A 13,954-nucleotide genomic window follows, 5' to 3' on the forward strand; every position below is an offset into this window, starting at 1 on the left:
ACCCGGTCTAAGGACGGGCATCAGCGCCTACACTGGGCTGTTCCTGCCCCCCCTCGCCACCTGCACCGCCGCCACCGCTGACTGCCCAGGAGGATCCCATGCCCGACTACGGCCGTAATCTGCTGTTCGGCTCCTTCATTACGCCCGCAGCCTCGCCGCCGCAGCACGCCGTGGAGCTGACCGTCGCCGCAGAGTCTTTGGGGCTGGATCTGGCCACCTTCCAGGATCATCCGTATCAACCGCGCTTCCTGGACACCTGGACCCTGCTCTCCTACGCAGCGGCGCGCACGGAGCGGATCACCCTGGCCACCAACGTGCTGAACCTGCCACTGCGCCAGCCCGTGATCGTGGCCCGCAGTGCCGCCAGCCTGGACCTGCTCAGCGGCGGCCGCTTCGAGCTCGGACTTGGTGCCGGAGCGTTCTGGGACGCAATCGTGGCTGTCGGGGGAGAGCGGCTGGAACCGGGAGACGCCGTCACCGGGCTGGCCGAGGCGATTGACATCATCCGGGGCGTCTGGGCCGCCGACGAGCGCACCCCGCTGCGGGTGGACGGAAAGATTCACCGGGTGAACGGGGCTAAGCGCGGTCCGGCTCCGGCGCACGACGCCGGTATCTGGCTGGGCGCCTACAAGCCCCGCATGCTCCGGCTCACCGGTGCAACGGCGGACGGCTGGGTGCCCACGCTGGGCTACCTGCCGGGCGGCCCGGCCGAGTTGGCGGCAATGAACGGGATGATCGACGAGGCCGCGTCAGCGGCCGGCCGGGATCCCGCCGTCGTGCGCCGGATGTTGAACATCAGCGGCACCTTCTCGGCCACGGGCAGCGGACTGCTGAATGGACCGCCGGACCAATGGGCGCGGGAACTGGCCGAGATGACTCTGGAATACGGCATTTCCGGGTTCCTCCTGGCCACCGACAGCGGAGAGGACCTTGCCCGTTTCGGCCGGGACGTGGCGCCGCAGGTGCGTGAGCTGGTGGCCGCTGCCCGGGCAGGAACACCGGAGGCCGGCCCTGCATAGCAGAACCGGCCTCCGGGGCTGCGGCTGGAACGGGCGTTAGGAAGTGACGCTGCCTTCGGCAGGGTCGGCCTGCGGCTTTGCTGCCAACACCCTGCGCAGCGGGCAGGACGGGACAAAGAACCAGCACAGCACTGCGGCAGCGGCGGTCACTGCGGCACCGATGCCAACCACTGCGTTTGCGGGGGAGGGCAGTTCCTGGACCAGGACAAACACGCCCATGAGCAGCACAAAGATGCCGAAGCCCTTGCGCAGGGCTGCCTCGGGGATGCGCCCGGCAAGGCGTGCTCCAAGGAACGAACCGAGGACTGCCGCAACGGTGACGCCGCCAACCAGGGCCCAGTCGAGGCTGACGCTGGTGAGGTAACCGCCGAGTCCGGCGAAGGACTTCATGGCGATGACCACCAGCGAGGTGCCCACTGCAACGGGCATGGACAGGCCGCCGAGCAGCGCCAGGGCGGGGACCACGAGGAAGCCGCCGCCGGCGCCGACCAGCCCGGTAACGAGGCCGACGACGAGGCCTTCGATGATGACCTTGCCCACCGGAAGATCATTGTTGTGGGCTGCCGCTGAAACGTCCCTGCGGCCGCGGATCATGGCCATGGAGGTGGCCACCATCATGAGGGCGAAGGCGATCATCAGGATGGTTCCGGGAATCCGTCCGCCCAGGAGGCCGCCGCCAAACGCCCCGGCCATGCCGGCGGCACCGAAGATGAGCCCGGTGCGCCACTTCACGCGGCCCTTGCGGGCGTGGGTGACGGCACTGACCGCTGAGGTGACCCCGACGACGAAGAGTGAGGCGGCAATGGCCTCCTTGGGATTCATCCCCGCGACGTAGGTCAGGATCGGAACGGTGAGGATGGACCCGCCGCCGCCGAGCAGACCGAGCGAGAGGCCGATCAGCACCGACAGCAGGAGGGTCGCAACGAGGGTGACGGTCATGGGCTAGCTCTTCGCTCCGGGCAGCGAGGCGATAACCGACTCACGCGTCGGCTCATTGGAGGTCTTATTCCACGGCATAACAGCCAGCGCCTTACCCATGGCGCAGGTGTTGCTGGCCGCGGAAAACGTCAGTCCGGCAGCGACAAATCCGGCTACCGTGCGCATCTTGGGGGACAGGAATTTTCCGCCGGCCAGGCCTGCGATCACCAAGGAGCCGGCCGCCATGCGGACCTGGCGCTCCATGTCCCAGCGTTTGGTTCCTTCAACGGTGTCGCCGCCGGCCAACTGGTAAGCGGGTACGCCGCCCACCAGGACATGGGCGTCATTGAAGCCGACGCCGGCGAGGTTTTCTTTGCCTCGGAGGCGCGGACACCTGACTGGCATACCAGCACAACTTTGGTGTCCAGCTTGGCAGCGAACTCATTGGTGTGTTCGGACAGCAGAGGGAGCGGCACGTTGTACGAGCCCTTGATATGCAAGGTTTCGAATTCGGCTGCCGAACGCACGTCCAGCACCACAACCTCGTTGCCGGAGGAAATCCAGCCCTTGAGGTCTTCGGGGCTGACGGTCTGCGGGGTGTTGCTCATGGGGCTTGTGCCCTTTCTGCCCGGCGTGTGCCGGGCCGCTCCGCATGCCGCCGGCGGCGGCATGCGGGATGGATCGAACGAAAGTGGGAGTTGTGTGGTTAGGCGTTCCGGCCCTGGGTCCATGCATTCCAGCCCGCGTAGCTGCCTTCGAGTTCGACGACGTCGAACCCGGCCCGGCGCAGGGCGGAAGCTGCCACTGAATTCCTGACACCGGACTGGCAGTAGGTGACGATGGTTCCGTCCGCCGGAAGCTGGTCGGTGTTCCACAGCACGCGCCCGGCGCTGAGCTGTGCGGAACCGGGCACATGGCCGGCGGAGTGCTCGGTCTTGTTGCGGACGTCCAGCACCAGTGCGGCGTCGAAGCTCTCCAACTCCGCGGGGAAACGGTGCGGGGCTTGGTGGCAGGCAGGCCCTCGAAGGTGGTCAGGTATCCCGCAACCGCATCGATGCCCACACGGACCAGGTGGTCCCACATATCCATTGCGGTTTCCTGGTCCTCAGCCAGCAGGACGAGCGGACGGCTGTCCTTTTCGGGGTCTACAGCCCAGGCACCGAAGCTGGCGAACTTGGTTCCGGCCGGGATATTCAGTGCCCCCTGTGCTGTGCCCTGATGGACCACGCTGTGGGAGCGGGTGTCCACCACTGAGATTTCGTCGGCAGCCAGGCGGGCGGCAACCGTCTCCACTGGGATTTCGGCGAGCGGTGCACGTTCTCCCATTACTGCCGGGCCCTGGCGGTTCTGGCGCTTCATGCGGGCGAAGTACGCATGGGCGTCGGGCTGTCCATCGAGCAGTGCGTCGATGAATCCGGCCTCGTCGTCGGCTTCAAGGAACGGTCCCCACCAAGCGAAGCTGCGTTCGTAGCCCACGGTGGAGGAGGGAGGGCGCCCAGTGCCTTGCCGCAGGCGCTGCCCGAGCCGTGGCCCGGGAAGACCTGAACGTAGTCAGGCAGGGTAAGGAACTTCTCCTTCAGGGAGACAAACAGGTCATGTGCTCCGGCGAAGCGGGTGTCGACACCGCCTGCGGCCTCGTCCAGCAGATCGGGGCGGCCCAGATCGCCGGAGAACACAAAGTCTCCGGAGAGGAGGTAGCCGGGGCTGTTGCTGAAGGCGCCGTCGGTGATCAGGAAAGAGAGGTGCTCCGGGGTGTGCCCCGGGGTGTGCAGCGCCTTGACGGTGATGTTGCCCAGCGAAATGGTGGACTGGTCGAAGAGGCGCCCGCCGTCGAACCCGTACTGCCAGTCTTCGCCGCCCTCGCCCGAAACATAGATCTGTGCGCCGGTGGCGGCGGCAAGCTCGCGGGTTCCGGAGAGGTAATCGGCGTGGATATGCGTTTCGGTGACCGCAACAATCTTCATGCCGTTGGCGGCAGCCAGCCGGCGGTATACCTCGATGTCACGGCGGGCGTCCACCACCAGGGCTTCGCCCTTGGCCTGGCAGCCGATGAGGTAGCTGGCCTGGGCGAGATCCTCGTCATAGATGCGTTCGAGAAGCATTTGTCTCCTTGGAATTCGAGAGTTTATACCCGGAGGGGTATGGGAATGCCTTCACCGCCGCGCCTCCGGGGCATGGCGGCTACTTCGGCTAGCGGCCGAGAAGGCGCGTCAGCCAACCCTTGGACGGGGAGGCCTTGGGGGCGCTCTTGTCGCAGGCGCAGCGCTCGGTGCGGGGAATGTGGGCCATGACCTGCTGGACATGCTGTCCGCATCCAGCCCACGTCATCTTCTGGCACTTGCGGCAGGTAACTGCGCGGCACATGTGTTTCTCCTCTGGTGCAGGCGGTTGGCGGGTTCTTCCGCCGTTTCGAGTCTGGCACATACCCCCGGGGGTATCCAAATCTACCTCTGGGTGCGTTTCGAGAAACCCCCAGGGGTATAGGATGAGGGGACATTAAACCGAGGAGGGGTACCGTGCAACTGGAGTCAGATGACATGAAACCAGCCATCAACAGGCTCAAGCGCGCCAGCGGACAGCTCAATGCCGTCGTCCGCATGCTGGAAGAAGGCGCCGACTGCAAGGATGTGGTGACGCAGCTCGCGGCAGCCTCCAAGGCCATTGACCGCGCGGGGTTCTCCATCATTGCCACCGGGCTTGAAAAGTGCCTTGCAGGCGAGGACCCCACGGCCGACCGCGCGGATATGGAGAAACTCTTCCTGACCCTGGCTTAGTTTCGACCGGGCGGTTGGGTGGCCGGGTGGGACTTTGGCAGCCAGAGTTCGCGCGGAATTGCCGTCAATGGTGGCCACCAATGGCCCGGAAGGCATTTCCGCGGGTCATTAATCACCGCGGAGAAATAAAACCGGCCCGCGCCGGGCATGGCTGCGAAAACTCTCGCAAGTCCCCCAACTTTCGCAATGCCCGGGTGCGGGCCGGTATTTCCATAATACATGATCGGAACATGTTCCGATCATGAACGCCGCGGAACATCAGGTACATTGATGGTTCCCATGGATGAACAGCTGCGCCAAACCGCCAGAGACGCCTTTTACCGTCTCCGATTGCCGGAGCGCATAACCCTGGAATCCCTGATCCGGCATCTGGAGGACCTTCGCGGCCGCAGGATCGTGATTGTCGAAACCGAAAAGCTCACCGGAAAGAAAATCTGCGGTCTCTGGATTCCGCGGGAGCACGTGGATGTGGTGTACCACTCGGCCACCAAGGGAACACTGCACCGCCAGCAACTGATTCTCCATGAGCTCTCCCATATGATCCTTCGGCACGATGAAGCTGAAGGGGCCACCTGGCAGGGCATCGCCATCTTCGGGGAACTCTCCGGGGAAACGGTCACCAAGGCGCTGGCCCGGGGGATTTCCGCTCCGATCTGGAAGCAACCGCCGAATATCTGGCTGACCTTCTCGCGGCGGCGCTGCGGGAGTCCACTCAGGAGATCTTCAGATATGAGGCGTATTTCGAATGATGAATCTGCTCGTCTCGGCGTTTATGTGGCTGCTGGTACTCACCTTGTCCCTGCGCGCCCGCGCCGCCCGGACAACTCAATGCTGAAGGCGGCAGTGGTCATCGCAGCGTCCCTGACCACCAACATCAATGAGGTTTACCTGTGGGCCGGAGCGCTTCTGCCAGGGGCCAACGCACTGGACCTGGTTTCCAACATCCTGCTGATTATCGGCGTCTTTTATCTTTCCCGGGCCATAACCCGCGGTGCGGCCGCGGGGAACGTACGGGGCAGGGGAGCGGTGTGGGGACGGGCCGGCGCCGTGGTCACCATTGTGGTGATGATTGTCAGCTTCGCGGGAATTGATAATCCGGCGCCATCCACAAGATTCATGCTCGACTACGGTGACCAGCCGGCAGCGGCCCTGTACTCAGCGATTCAGTATGTTTATATCTTCGCCGTGATGGCGGCCACGCTCGGAACCTGTGTACGGAATGTTCCTCAGATGCGGCGCCGCCGGTTCCGGGCCGGATTCAGCATTATTGGTGCGGGATGCGGTGCCGCCCTGCTGTTGTGCGTGTCAGTCATCGTCATGGACGTCACGCACGTGACCGGGGAGGAAGACCTGATGAGGTCCGTTGGTGGGGTGTACGACGTGCTGTATCCCCTGGCGGTTGTCCTGCTGGCCGTGGGCCTGGCTGTTCCGCCGCTGGGAAAGATCATCAACGACATCAGGATCAAGCGCAGGATCGTGCAGCTCGAACCGCAGCTCACAGCACTATGGGCCAAAACGGTCGCGCAGACCCCCGACGTCAGCCTGACCGGGAGCGCCGCCGGCGCCGGCTCCGCGCGCCGGAAGACCCCGCGGGATGCCACCGATGCGATTCACCGGCTGGTGATAGAAATCCACGACTGGCTCGCGGTGAGGGGAAACCCTGATCCTGAGCTGTCCGTGGCGGACACTGCTGCCCTGCGCGAAGCCGAGGCACTGTGCCTTCAGCAGGGACGCATGCTTTGATGCGCCGGGCCACAGTGCCGGCGAGGCGCCGCCGCGGTGCTGGGAGCCCTTGCCGCACTATGCGGAAGGCTCGTGCGGACCAGAGTCACGGATGCGCGCAGGAGCCAACGGCTGGTGCCGGTTCTCGGAAGCGGTCAATCGGGGGACCATGAGTATCTGGAATTCGCGCCTGGAGGTTTTGCCGCCCACCCCGGGCGGCTAAGCATGCATGCGCCATCCGGGGGCGACCTCGTGGTGCTCGCTCCTCCCCGCATATCCGGGAACCTGCTGCGGCGGACCGTGGAACGGGGCAGCGCCGCCGGCATTGTGCGCGACGGCGGGGGACAGCTAAGCGGCTATCTGGGCGAAAGTCCGGCGGACTTCGGCCACCCCGGCGAGGACGTCTGGATTAAAGGCCTGCCGGCATGGGTGATTCCACCGGCCGCGCCGGCCGAAGCCGATGCGGCCAAAGCCAGCGGCGTGTGGGTCATCCATGTTCATGGTTTGGGCAGCTCGCGCAGCCGGTGCCTGCGGGGAGTCGAAGCGTTTGCAGGCCTCGGTTTCACCTCCTTAATTCCGTCGTACCGGACGTCGCTGGACGTCGCTCCGGAACCGGAGCCCAGCCACCTGGGGGCCAGCGAATGGAGGGACATCGAAGCCGCGAGGCACTACGCCATGGACCGGGGCGCGCGGCGCATTCTCTTTGTTGGCTGGTCCCTTGGCGCCTCCATCGCGCTCCGCACCATCGCCCAGGCAGGGGACAGCAGCACGGCGGGAGCCGTCCTGGTGTCTCCGGCATTGGACTGGCCGGCCATCATTTCGGCACAGCTCCGGGGCATGGGCTTCCCGCGGATCATCGCCCAGGGACTGCCGCACACGCTCAACCTGATGCGGTTCAGGGGTGAGCCGGTAATCCGCTGGAAGGAGATGCCCGGCACATACATGCAAAAACATTTAACATTGCCCACTATGATTTTGCATGGGTCGGACGATCAATCCGTGCCGGTGGAGCTCTCCAGATCATTCGCGGCCAGTCAAAAGCAGCCTGTCGAATTCGTCGAGTTTGCAGGCGCCCACCACACCTTGGAGTGGAATTCCGCTCCGCAGTTGTGGAATCAATCTGTTCAGGCCTGGTGCCGTTCCCTGGGCCTGAACACCGGAGAAGACTCTATCGATCACCTGTCGGAGGCAAAATAATCATGGCCGCTGAAAGCGTTGCCCAGCGCAACCTGAGGGAATCGCAGATCCTCGCACGCAAAATCGACCTGCTGCTCGACGTGATGGTGTCAGCCGACGGAAAGCCCTACGAGTTTCAGGATATTCAGACCGCGCTGGCGGAAAAGGGCGTAAAACTCTCCCGCACCCGCTGGCATCACATAAAGACCGGTGATGCCACGGTCCGGCAACCGCCTGAGGTGATTGGTGCATTGGCCGAATTCTTCCAGGTCAACCCGGAATATCTGCTGGATGCCGACGGTGCGGTGCCGGAGCGCATCCAGCACGAACTGGAACTGCTCGCCGCCATGCGCCGGGCCAGGGTCAAGGAATTTGCCACCCGTACGCTGGCTGACGTGGACAATGAAACCCTCGATGCCATAGCGGCGCTTCTGGATGATTCACAGAAGTACTAGGAAAACCCTTCCGTCAGCGGGGCAGCGTCATGATGTCGGCGCCTTCGTCGGTGATGGCAATCGTGTGTTCGCTGTGGGCCGTCCGGCACCCGGTGGCGCTGCGGAGCGTCCACCCGTCCGCGTCCGTTGTGAGTTCGGCCGTGTCAGCCATGATCCACGGCTCCAACGCCAGCAGCAGTCCGGGGCGCAGTTTGTAGCCGCGGCCGGGGCGGCCGGTGTTGGTGATGTGCGGGTCCTGGTGCATCGTCGATCCGACGCCGTGGCCGCCGAACTCGGTGTTGACCGGGTAGCCCGCCGCGCTGAGCACGGTGCCGATGGCATGGGAGATGTCACCGATCCTGGCGCCGGGCCTGGCTGCGGCAATCCCTGCCTTCAAGGCACGTTCCGTCACGGCGATCATGGCGGCGTCCTGCTCCGACTGCGAGCCCACCGTGAAGCTGATGGCCGAGTCCGCCACGACTCCGCCCAGGGACACAGCCAGGTCAAGCGACACCAGATCGCCGTCCGCCAGCGCGTAGTCGTGCGGCAGTCCGTGCAGGACGGCGTCGTTCACCGAGGTGCAGATGTAATGGCCAAACGGACCGCGTCCAAAGGACGGGGCATAGTCGACGTAGCAGGATACGGCTCCCGCCTCGAGAATCATGGCCTTCGCCCACTGGTCGATGTCCAGCAGGTTGGTCCCCACCGTGGCGCGGCTCTTGAGTGTCTGCAGGATGTTCGCAACCAGCGCGCCGGTTTCCCGGGCCCGGACGAGCTCGGCGGGACTCATGATCTCGATCATGCGGGACCTTTCTGTTTTCCAATAACTATCCCGGCAATAGTATCCCCGGTATTAGTATTGGAGCCATGGTTAGACTGCCGCACACTCCCGCCGAGGTGGAACGGGGACAACGCCTCGGCGTTTTGCTGCGCCGGGCCAGGGGGGAACGGCCTCTGATGACGACGGCGCTCGATGCCTGCGTCTCGCCGGAGACGCTTCGCAAGATCGAGTCCGGCCGGGTGGCCACGCCGGCGTTTTCGACCATCGCCGCGATCGCCGGCGTGCTGGGGTTGTCCCTCGACCAGGTGTGGGCGGAAATCAACCGGGCCGATCCGTCGGCGGCGTCCACTGCATCCGTTTCCGCTCCGGGGGAGCGCCTGGCCTCCTAGCGCGGCTTTTCCCTAGCGCGGCTCTCCGCGGCGGGGCGCGAAACCCAGCGCGCCGGCGGTGCAGACGACGGCGGCGGTCAGGAACGCCGGCCCGAAACCTGCCGCATCGATCAGGACACCGGTCAGGGCTGAACCGGCGGACTGTCCCAGAACGAGGCTGATGAACAGCACTGACGTTCCGGCGGCGCTGCTGGCCGAGACCTGCGCCGCCCAGATGATGAGCACGGAGGTTGCGCTGGTATAGGCCAGCCCAAAGAGTGCGGAGGCGGCGAAGCCGAGGACGGCGGCGTGCGGCGCCGCGGCAAAGGCGCCGGTGGCGGCGGCAACGGCCAGTACGGTGATCCGCCACGTTGTTCCCGCCGGGCGGCGGGCGAGCCAGGGTGCCGTCAGGACCGCGGCGGCGCCGCCCAACCCCAGTGCAATCCATGCTGCGGCAGTGGCCGCAGCCGGCATGCCGCCCTCTTCTTCGAGGAGAAGCCGGCCATGCACCCACACTGCTGCGGATCCAGCACCGAAAATGAAAGCTGCCGCGATGGGACGCCGAAGCCTCCGCATGCTCACTGTGCCGACCGGTCGGTCCGTGATGCCGGAGCCCCCGCCGTCCCCGGCCGAAGCGGGGGAGGCGTCCGCCCGCAGCACCCCGATCATGGCCGCGAGCGCGATCACGGCTATCAGCCCCCAGGCCAGCCGCCAGGAAGTTCCAAAAGCCAGGGCCAGTGATCCGGCCGCAACCACCCCAAATCCGGTGCCGGAGTTCACCACCGACTGGAACTTCTTCTGCTGCCCGGGGGCGATGTTGCGTTGGACCAGTTCCACCAGGGCCGGCGATGCGAAGCCCGCCCCCAGTCCGGCGAGCAGGACGGCACCGGTAAAAAACGGCGTGCTGGGAGCGGCGGCAATCCCTGCGCTGCCAAGAGCCGCCGTCGTTCCTGCCAGCCAAGTCATCAGCCGCGGCCGGATGGGGGCATAGCGGAAGCCAGCCAGCGCTGCGGCGCAGTACAGCACCGATGTTCCCGACGCCAGCAACCCGCCCACCGTTGGGCTGAGCGTGAAGGCGGCTGAAAAGGCAGGCAGGAAAAGGCCGTAACCGAGCCGTGCCAAGCCGTAGGTGGCGGCGATCAGGGCGACGGCGCCCACCGCGAACAGGGGGCCGGCCGGTGCGTCAATGGACTGTAACGTGCGTTTCATTGAAACGGACGTTATAGCCTTGGGGCATGACTGTGCAACCCAGTGCCCGCGAACGCCTGCTGGACGCCGCCGATGACCTTGCCTTTACGCAGGGGGTGGCGGCAACGCCGGTGGATGAAATCCTTCGCCGGGCCAACGTCGCTCCGGCCACCCTCTATGCGCACTTTGGCAACAAGGAAGGGCTCATCGTTTCCGCGCTGCAGCGCCGGCTCGCGCGCTGGGACGAGGTGTGGCAGCGGGAGATTGAAGCCGCGCCGACGCCGGAGGGCAAGCTGCTGGCGGTACTGCCGGCCATCGGGCGCTTCCGGGAGGGTGCCAGTGCGGCGCGGTGGTGCGCGTTCCTCGGCGTCGCGGCAGAGTCGCCGCACCCGGGGCAACCCCTCCAAGAGGCGCTGGCCAGTGACACGCACCTTTTGACCACTCGTCTGCGGTCGCTTGCAGTCCCGGTTGCCGGGTCCGAACCCGCCGGGTTCCTGGCCTCACAACTGTCGTTGATCTTTACCGGGGTGCTGGGCATGATTCTTCGCGGAATGGACACGGATGAGGCCGTAACCCTGGGGGTCCGCACGGCGGAGGCGGCAGTCGATGCGGCCCGCAGGCAGACTTTCCGCCACGATGCCTAGGCAAGGAGGCAGGTGCGAGTAACATGTTACCGAGATCACCGACGAGGGAGACCCCATGCAGTTGAGCACCGACGTCAGAAGCCGCCTGCGCACGGACGGGGCAACCCTTGGCGCCTACGTGTCCGACGCGTCCATTTTCCGGCGGGTTCCCAAGGCCGTCTTCGAACCCCGGACGGTGGCGGACATCCGCAGTGCCCTGCAGGTGGCACGGGAGGAAAAATGGCCGGTCACCGTCCGCGGCGGCGGCACCTCGGTTGCAGGCAACGCCATCGGTGAAGGTCTGGTCATTGACACCTCGCGCCACTTCAACCGCATCCTGGAAATTGATCCGGCGGCCCGCACCGCACGGGTGGAGCCGGGCGTGATCTGCGACCAGCTGCGCGACGCGGCAGCGGAGCATGGGCTGACGTACGGGCCCGATCCCTCCACCCATAACCGGTGCACCATCGGCGGCATGCTCGGCAACAACGCCTGCGGATCCCACTCGCTGCAGTGGGGAACGGCGGCGGACAACGTGGTGGAACTGACCGTCATGCGGCCCGACGGCGAATTGGTTCAGCTCTCCCGTGGGGGAACGGATGACGCCGCGCTGAACGAGGCACTCACCGCGCTCCGGGACGCCGAACTGGCGCTGCTGCGGACCGAACTCGGCCGCTTTCCCCGCCAGGTTTCCGGGTACGGGCTGCACTACCTCAGTCCGGAAAAGGGTTTCGACGTCGCCAAGGCCTTCGTGGGAACCGAAGGCACCTGCGGCATCATCGTCGAAGCCGTGGTCAAACTGGTCGAAAAACCGGCGGCAACAGCACTGGCCGTGCTGGCCTTCGCCACCGTGTTCGACGCAGCGGCGGCAGCCCCGCAGGTCCGCCGGGAGGGGGTTTCCACCGCCGAGGGAATGGGCGGAGACCTGCTCGATGCCCTCCATATCAGCCAAGGGGATACGGGTGCGGAAGCCCTTCTGCCCGGCGCCGTCGGCATCCCCCGCCCGGCCGGCGGATGGCTGTTCTGCGAAACCACCGGCGCCACTCCCGAGCAGGCCCGGCAGCGGGCCGCGGCACTGGCCGCGGAATTTGCGGCACATCCCACCCGGCCCACCATTGATTCCCTCGTGGTCAACGAGCCGGCCGAAATGCGGCAGCTGTGGCGCATCAGGGAATCCGCCGCCGGACTCGTGACCAGGCTCCCGGACGGCCGGGAAGCCTGGCCGTCCTGGGAGGACTCGGCAGTCCCGCCGGAGAACCTGGCGGCGTACCTCCGCGACCTTTACGCACTGCTCGAGCGGCACGGCCTGGAGGGGATACCGTTTGGCCATTTCGGTGAGGGATGCGTTCATCTGCGCATCTCCTTCACGCTGGGCACGGAGGAAGGGGCGGCCGTTTTCCGCGCCTTCATGCTGGACGCCGCCGCCACAGTGGCCAGTCACGGCGGCTCCCTCTCCGGGGAGCACGGCGACGGCCGGGCCCGCTCCGAACTGTTGCCGCTGATGTACACGCCCGCGGCGCTGGCCGCCTTCGAGAAGTTCAAGGACATCTTTGATCCGGAGCACGTCCTCAACCCCGGAGTCCTGGTCCGCCCGGAACCCCTCGACCAGGGCCTGCGTCCCGGGCCCGGACAGCGGACCCGGGAATTCATTCCGCTGCACGCCCTCACCCGCGACAGCGGTTCGATGGTCAACGCCGTGAACCGGTGCGTGGGAGTGGGGCTGTGCCGGTCCGAATCGGAAGCCATGTGCCCCTCGTTCCAAATCACCGGAGACGAGGTGCACAGCACCAGGGGCCGGGCCCGCGTGCTGTCCGAAATGTTCCGCGGCGAAACCTACCCGGAGGGAACGGATTCCGAGGACGTCAAGGATGCGCTTGACCTGTGCCTGAGCTGTCATGCCTGTGCCTCCGAATGTCCGGTCAACGTGGACATGTCCACTTACAAGTCCGAGTTCCTCAACCAGCACTACACCTCCCGCCGCCGCCCCATGGCGCACTACTCCATGGGATGGCTGCCCCTCTCGGCCCACCTGCTGCACCGGATTCCGGGCGCCGCCCGGATTGCGGACCGTTTGCTGCGCCTGCGGCCGGTCGAAAAGCTCGTGATGCGCCTGGGCGGCATCGACTCCAGCCGCGGCATGATCCGCTTCGCGCCGCGCAGTTTCCAGGCGCTGGCCCGGCGCCGCAAGCCGATCACCCGGGGCAGCGCCGGCAAGGTGGTGCTCTGGCCCGACAGCTTCTCCAACCACCTGGACACCGAGGTTCCGGTTGCGGCGGCGGAAGTCCTCGAAACCCTGGGCTATGAGGTGATTGTGCCCCAGGGATTCCTGTGCTGCGGACTGACCTGGCACTCCACCGGTCAGTTGGAGACCGCAAAGGTCATCAGGGGCACCCTGGACCGGATCGAGGAACACCTGGACGGTTCAACCCCCGTCATCTGCCTGGAGCCGTCCTGCACCTCCATGCTCATGGAGGAGGCACCCCAGCTGCTTCATGACGATCCCCGGGTTCATTCCCTGGCCAAGCAGGTGGTGTCGCTCGGTGAGTTCGTCGCCGCCAGGTCCACGGCAACAGCGGGGCAGCCCTGGCCCTTCGGAGAAGTGCGCGCCGAGGCGCTCAGCCAGGTCCACTGCCACGAGCGGTCCCGCAAAGGCCACGGCGGAACGTCCGAGGTGCTGGAGCAGCTCGGCGTCAATGAATCGACGATCGAAACCGGGTGCTGCGGGCTGGCGGGCAACTGGGGGTTCGAGCCCGGGCACGGCCAGATGTCGCGCGATCTGGGGGAGCGGGAGTTGTTCCCGCGCATCCGCGGACTCGAGGAGGACGCCCTGGTCCTCGCCGACGGATTCTCCTGCCGGACTCAAATCCGGGAAGGCACCGGGGCGGAGGGCAAGCATCTGGCACAGGTTCTGAGGGATGCAATAAAAGGGGAGTAGAACAAGTAACATGTTA

Annotated in this window: 12 protein-coding genes and 2 pseudogenes; 8 read left to right on the plus strand and 6 right to left on the minus strand. The window is 65.9% G+C overall.

Annotation, left to right across the window (positions count from 1 at the left end; translation table 11 throughout):
- The first annotated feature begins 98 nt into the window (after positions 1–98).
- A complete protein-coding gene (locus OL239_RS04030; protein ID WP_268910838.1) occupies positions 99–1,019 on the plus strand; it encodes an LLM class flavin-dependent oxidoreductase in 921 nt (306 codons plus the stop codon).
- 36 nt (positions 1,020–1,055) lie between these two features.
- Here the strand turns inward: OL239_RS04030 and OL239_RS04035 are convergent, their stop codons facing one another.
- From OL239_RS04035 to OL239_RS04050, 4 genes and pseudogenes are all read right to left on the minus strand, one after another.
- A complete protein-coding gene (locus OL239_RS04035; RefSeq protein WP_268910839.1) occupies positions 1,056–1,958 on the minus strand; it encodes a sulfite exporter TauE/SafE family protein in 903 nt (300 codons plus the stop codon).
- A 3-nt stretch (positions 1,959–1,961) separates the two neighbouring features.
- Positions 1,962–2,545: pseudogene (locus OL239_RS04040) on the minus strand (rhodanese-like domain-containing protein).
- A gap of 98 nt (positions 2,546–2,643) precedes the next feature.
- A pseudogene (locus OL239_RS04045) lies at positions 2,644–4,039 on the minus strand (MBL fold metallo-hydrolase).
- A gap of 88 nt (positions 4,040–4,127) precedes the next feature.
- Positions 4,128–4,265 (minus strand): hypothetical protein, encoded by a 138-nt coding sequence (locus tag OL239_RS04050; protein ID WP_268911831.1) that lies wholly within the window; start codon positions 4,263–4,265, stop codon positions 4,128–4,130.
- 209 nt (positions 4,266–4,474) lie between these two features.
- Between OL239_RS04050 and OL239_RS04055 the strand changes: the two genes are divergently transcribed.
- The 4 genes from OL239_RS04055 (at position 4,475) to OL239_RS04070 (ending at position 8,064) form a co-directional block, all read left to right on the plus strand.
- Positions 4,475–4,711, plus strand: a complete 237-nt coding sequence (locus OL239_RS04055) for a metal-sensitive transcriptional regulator (RefSeq protein ID WP_442864279.1) — start codon at positions 4,475–4,477, stop codon at positions 4,709–4,711.
- A gap of 279 nt (positions 4,712–4,990) precedes the next feature.
- A complete protein-coding gene (locus OL239_RS04060) occupies positions 4,991–6,454 on the plus strand; it encodes an MAB_1171c family putative transporter (RefSeq protein WP_268910841.1) in 1,464 nt (487 codons plus the stop codon).
- A gap of 204 nt (positions 6,455–6,658) precedes the next feature.
- Positions 6,659–7,630 (plus strand): alpha/beta hydrolase, encoded by a 972-nt coding sequence (locus tag OL239_RS04065; protein WP_268910842.1) that lies wholly within the window; start codon positions 6,659–6,661, stop codon positions 7,628–7,630.
- 2 nt (positions 7,631–7,632) lie between these two features.
- Positions 7,633–8,064 carry a hypothetical protein gene (locus OL239_RS04070; protein WP_268910843.1) on the plus strand — a complete coding sequence of 144 codons (432 nt, stop codon included), beginning with the start codon at positions 7,633–7,635 and terminating at the stop codon, positions 8,062–8,064.
- A gap of 13 nt (positions 8,065–8,077) precedes the next feature.
- Here the strand turns inward: OL239_RS04070 and map are convergent, their stop codons facing one another.
- Positions 8,078–8,845 (minus strand): type I methionyl aminopeptidase, encoded by a 768-nt coding sequence (gene map, locus OL239_RS04075; protein ID WP_268910844.1) that lies wholly within the window; start codon positions 8,843–8,845, stop codon positions 8,078–8,080.
- Between the two features lie 65 nt (positions 8,846–8,910).
- Between map and OL239_RS04080 the strand changes: the two genes are divergently transcribed.
- Positions 8,911–9,213, plus strand: coding sequence for a helix-turn-helix domain-containing protein (locus OL239_RS04080; protein WP_268910845.1), 303 nt, complete (start codon positions 8,911–8,913; stop codon positions 9,211–9,213).
- Positions 9,214–9,225: 12 nt separating this feature from the next.
- Here OL239_RS04080 and OL239_RS04085 read toward each other — a convergent pair whose 3' ends face one another.
- Positions 9,226–10,401: an MFS transporter gene (locus tag OL239_RS04085; RefSeq protein WP_268910846.1), complete on the minus strand. Its 1,176-nt coding sequence runs from the start codon at positions 10,399–10,401 to the stop codon at positions 9,226–9,228.
- Positions 10,402–10,427: 26 nt separating this feature from the next.
- On the opposite strand from OL239_RS04085, the gene OL239_RS04090 reads away from it, so the two are divergent.
- The gene (locus OL239_RS04090) at positions 10,428–11,024 is read left to right on the plus strand and encodes a TetR/AcrR family transcriptional regulator (protein ID WP_268910847.1); all 597 of its coding nucleotides are present in this window, start codon (positions 10,428–10,430) and stop codon (positions 11,022–11,024) included.
- Positions 11,025–11,079: 55 nt separating this feature from the next.
- Positions 11,080–13,938, plus strand: coding sequence for an FAD-binding and (Fe-S)-binding domain-containing protein (locus OL239_RS04095; RefSeq protein WP_268910848.1), 2,859 nt, complete (start codon positions 11,080–11,082; stop codon positions 13,936–13,938).
- Positions 13,939–13,954 lie beyond the last annotated feature (16 nt).

This window comes from Arthrobacter sp. ATA002, from assembly GCF_026898095.1.
Classification (GTDB): Bacteria; Actinomycetota; Actinomycetes; order Actinomycetales; family Micrococcaceae; genus Arthrobacter_B.